This window comes from Catenibacterium sp. (genome assembly GCF_052354645.1).
Lineage (GTDB): Bacteria > Bacillota_I > Bacilli_A > Erysipelotrichales > Coprobacillaceae > Catenibacterium > Catenibacterium mitsuoka_A.
The window spans coordinates 1-4,821 of the sequence record NZ_DAWDDM010000150.1; the positions used below are offsets into that span (position 1 = coordinate 1).

At 33.2% G+C, this 4,821-nt stretch carries 5 protein-coding genes; 1 reads left to right on the plus strand and 4 read right to left on the minus strand.

All coding sequences use genetic code 11. The annotated features are described in order from the left end of the window. Window positions 1–210 precede the first annotated feature (210 nt). Window positions 211–1,050 (plus strand): LytR/AlgR family response regulator transcription factor, encoded by an 840-nt coding sequence (locus tag ACT8VG_RS07340; RefSeq protein ID WP_432270929.1) that lies wholly within the window; start codon window positions 211–213, stop codon window positions 1,048–1,050. Window positions 1,051–1,066: 16 nt separating this feature from the next. Here the strand turns inward: ACT8VG_RS07340 and ACT8VG_RS07345 are convergent, their stop codons facing one another. From ACT8VG_RS07345 to ACT8VG_RS07360, 4 genes are all read right to left on the minus strand, one after another. Continuing rightward, complete coding sequence (locus ACT8VG_RS07345; RefSeq protein WP_022425394.1) at window positions 1,067–1,720, minus strand: trimeric intracellular cation channel family protein; 654 nt, start codon at window positions 1,718–1,720, stop codon at window positions 1,067–1,069. A 42-nt stretch (window positions 1,721–1,762) separates the two neighbouring features. Further along, complete coding sequence (gene rpsD, locus ACT8VG_RS07350; RefSeq protein WP_117458405.1) at window positions 1,763–2,368, minus strand: 30S ribosomal protein S4; 606 nt, start codon at window positions 2,366–2,368, stop codon at window positions 1,763–1,765. Between the two features lie 215 nt (window positions 2,369–2,583). Next, a complete protein-coding gene (locus ACT8VG_RS07355; protein WP_444195522.1) occupies window positions 2,584–3,096 on the minus strand; it encodes an O-acetyl-ADP-ribose deacetylase in 513 nt (170 codons plus the stop codon). Window positions 3,097–3,308: 212 nt separating this feature from the next. Next, on the minus strand, window positions 3,309–4,643 hold the full coding sequence (locus tag ACT8VG_RS07360; protein ID WP_288705232.1) for an MATE family efflux transporter: 1,335 nt from the start codon (window positions 4,641–4,643) through the stop codon (window positions 3,309–3,311). Window positions 4,644–4,821 lie beyond the last annotated feature (178 nt).

Below are 4,821 nucleotides of genomic sequence, written 5' to 3' on the forward strand. Positions count from 1 at the left end.
GTATTATATAAGTAACAAATATTATAAAACATTAGAAAATACAAGTGAAGTCATAAAAATACTTACTAAAAACCGAAAATAATGGGGTATGATTTACATATTTAAATAAATTAAAGTCTAAAGAATACTTTTCGTGCAATAAAAAAACTTTTTATACATAAGTATGAGACTTATAATATTATTTTTGGTAAATTAATAGTGGTGATATATATGAGAAAAAAAGTGGTAAATGATTTAATTGGTACAAGTACAGAAATTTTACAAACATTTTGGCATAAGGATATGAGTTTATTAAGCCATTATCTAGACGATGATGTTTTTTATTGTGGTGCTGATCCAAGTCAATATTATTCTAGCAAAAATGAATTAGTGAATTATTTATATTCAGTTATGAATGGATGCTCAGAAAGTGAATTGACACATATTGATTTACAATGTGTTTTTAATCAGCAGAACATATGTATTATTGTTGGACGCTTTTTTCTTATGACTGATATAAAATCATTAGAAATGATTCATGAAAAACAAAGATGTACATTCGTCTGGTCTATTGATAAGGAAAGAGAAGGACGTATTGTATATATGAATATACCAGATTACATAGGAAAACTAGAAGAAGGAGAAGTATTCCCTCATAAGATGGGTTCTACTACATATCAGTATTATAAGGATATGGTTAAAAAACTGATAGAACCAGATAAAACAATCTTAGTAAATGATAAAAGTAAACACACATGTTTAATTCCTTTAAAGGATATACATTATGTAATGGCATTCCAGCACAACACAGTTATATATACAAGTAAAGGTGAAATTACATGTACTGTCTCTTTTAATAAGATGGAAGAGTTACTCGGTACACAATTTTTTAAGATTCATAGAAGCTATACGATTAATAGAGAATATATTCGTTTATTTGGTCATGATTATGTAGAACTTACAACAGGTGAAAAGGTCCCAATGACTAAACGTAATCGTGCACAGCTTATTAACTCTTTAATGGACTGTACAAATATTCAGTCAGGTATTGATGATGATGCAAAAAAATAGGTTCTCACGCGAGAACCTATTTTTGTTTGTCTTCATAGTATTCAATTGTTGGTAAATCCCATCGATAATGGGCTGCAAGTACTCTAATAAGTACAACTATAATAAAGCCTAATATAACTGCAGTATTTGTTTCTCCATACTTTATGAATAAACATGTAATGATGGAACCAACGATGGAAGCAGATGCATAGATCTGTTTCACACATACCTGCGGTAATTCATTTGCGAGAACATCACGGATAATACCTCCACCTACACCTGTCATCACACCAAGGAAGGCAGGAAGAAATATTCCTGTATGAACTGCCATACCTGCATTCACTCCATCCATTGTGAATGCAGCAAGACCTAAAGTATCAAAGATAAATAATAATTGAGTTGTTAGAGATTCAATACTCTTTCTAGTTGTTTTCTTATGAAAATATAATATTAAAATTGTCAAGTTGGCAGTCACTAATGCAATGATTACAAAGATTGGATTTCTAAACATAACAGGGGGAGTGACACCAATCAGTACATCTCTGACCATCCCTCCACCAACTGCTGTACATAGTGCAAGAATATTTATACCAAACAAATCCATCTTTTTTTTACTCGCAACCATAACACCAGAAATTGCGAAAGCAATCGTGCCAATAATATCCATGACTAAATTAAATGTTGCATTCATATCTACTCCAATAAAAAAGCAGCCCTAAGGCTGCTAATAGAATTAACCAAGTCTGTTATAGTATTCGACGATTAGCTGTTCGTTGATTTCCTGATTTAATTCAGATCTTTCAGGAAGTCTAGTGAACTTACCAGTTCTCTTTTCAGCATCTACTTCAACGAAGCCAGGAACATGAGTCTGAGCTTCTAAAGCTGTCTTGATAACATCTAACTGCTGAGATCTTTCCTTAACAGTAATAACGTCACCAGGATTTACTTTACATGAAGGGATATCAGTCTTGATACCGTTTAATAAAATATGACCATGGTTTACTAACTGTCTAGCTGCTCTACGAGTAGTTGCAAATCCCATTCTATAAACTACGTTGTCTAATCTTGATTCAAGTAAGAATAAGAAGTTTGAACCAGTTACACCTTCCATCTTAGAAGCGCGGTTGAAAGTGTTGTGGAACTGCTTTTCGTTAATACCATACATATGTCTTACTTTCTGCTTTTCTGCTAACTGAAGACCATATTCAGTGCTCTTGTGTCTCTTCTGACCATGCTGACCTGGAGCATAAGGTCTCTTGTTTAATTCTTTTCCGTTTTCCAATACTGAGAAACCAAGTCTTCTAGACTTTTTCCAGATTGGGCCTGTATAACGTGCCATTGACGTTACCTCCTTATTGTTTTATTTGCATAAAACAATAACAATTCATAACTCACCCTGCGTATGTTCTTATTAAGCATTTCTCTTGCGGTAAGATACTTTGCATCCCTAAGTCAAGAACGTAGCTGCACGACTGTTATGTACCGCTATTCATTTTATTGCGAGTCTGATTATACTTAATAAAGTAGTGAAAGTCAAATAAAAGTTGATGAAAACTACATAAATTTCTTCAATTCTGCTTCATATACAGATTGAGTATGAGAATCAAAGAGAACCCATTCTACCAAATCAAAATCATTAGTATGTTCTTTTAAGAATTGAGATACTGTCTCGAGTGCAATATGCGCCGCTTTTTCAACCGGGAAATGATAGACACCAGTAGAAATAGAAGAGAAGGCAATCTTTCTAATACCATGCTCCATTGCAAGCTTCATAGAATTGTAATAGCAATTAGCCAGTAATTCTTCTTCATTATGATTTCCACCATACCATATTGGTCCAACAGTATGAATCACATAATCACAAGGAAGGTTATATGCTTTTGTAATTTTAGCTTCGCCTGTCTCACATCCATGAAGTGTTCTACATTCTTTAAGTAGTTCATCTCCAGCAGCCTTGTGGATTGCGCCATCTACGCCTCCACCACCTAAAAGAAGATTATTCGCTGCATTCACAATAGCCTCTACATCTGACACTTTTGTGATATCACCTAGAATTGTTTTAATCATATGTTACCTCTTTCTGCAAGCTTCTAGTATAAAAAATGGTCAGGGTAGCCTGCTTGATAATAAAATCAGAATCAGCTGGAATCCTAGTCTCAGAAAATACTTCACCTGATTCCTTTAAACCAGCACTTAAACTATAAGTTTTCTTATGGATATTCAGTCCAATATCAATTATACCACTACAAAAAAAGAATATCGGAATAATACCGATATTCTTATACATGATCTAACCAATGTACACGGAAGTAATAAATAAGTAAACCAATCATACAGATTACCCATGTAACTGGCCATCCTGCAAATACAATACCAATGTTATGAGTTAAAGGTACTGCAATCGCAAGATAAATCTGTCTTAAAAAGACAAAAGTACCTACCATGAAATACATAGGAATATTTGATAAACCAACACCTCTTAATGCACCAGATATAATCTGTATGACAGGTAATGTAAGATAACCTGCTGCGAATATTCGTGCCATTAAATAACCGTATTTAATCACTTCGGGATCACTAGAGAAGATACCTACTAATTGTTCTCCAAATATATAAATAATAAGCACTCCCATAGTTGTTACTCCAAAAGTCATTGCCATTGTTGTACGAAGACCTTTCTTAACACGATCTATGGCATGCGCACCAATGTTTTGTCCAGTAAAAGTCGTAATAGCCATCGCAAAGCTTTGAATTGGCAGCTGTAGGAATCCATCGATTTTAACATAAGAAGTATAACCAGCCACTGCATTTGCACCAAATGAATTAATATAAGATTGTACAATGACATTACTAAAAGATACAATGGACTGCTGAAGGGCAGTAGGGATTCCTATTTCAATAATCTTCTTTAAAATAGGCATATCGATAGAAATATCTTTAAACTCTACTTTATAGATTTCTTTAGAAAATACTAATTTGATCATAACAAGTAATGCACTGATTCCCTGGGCAATAAAAGTAGCCCATCCAGCACCGGCAACACCCATATGAAAATATAATACAAAAACAAAGTCTAAAATAATATTTATAATAGATGCAACAATTAAATAGTATAAAGGAGTTTTAGAATCACCTACAGCACGTAATATACCAGATCCCATATTATAAATACATACAAAAGAAATGCCACCAAAATAAATACGTAAATATAGAGAAGCAGGAGCCATGACTGAATCAGGAGAACCAATAAGAATTAAAATTTGTTTTGATAATCCGATACCTAGAATAGTGAATAATACACATAAAATAAGAGTTAAGGCAATTGAAGTATGAATTGCTTTTTTCATCTTATTTAAATGATTGCCACCAAAATATTGGGCAATGACTACTCCAGCACCTGTCGCAAGACCAGTAAAGAAACCAACAAGAGTATTAATGATTGGTGTAGATTGCCCAACTGCTGCAAGGGCACCTGAACTTACAAAGTTCCCTACAACATAGGAGTCTACAGTATTATAGAGCTGTTGAAATAAATTCCCCACTAACATTGGAATAGAAAACCAGAGGATGGCTTTCCATATCTTTCCATTAATTAAATCTGTACTTTCATTCATCTTTTACCCTCCCTAAACAATACAATCATATTCCTATTTTTAAGAAAGAGTAAAGATTTTCACAAAAAGAAATATACATATGTGTATTTTTTAATAGTGTTTCACGATTCCATAATGAAATGACTTGGAAAATATGATAAAATTATATCGATATGTAAGAGAGGGATGATTTATGGAT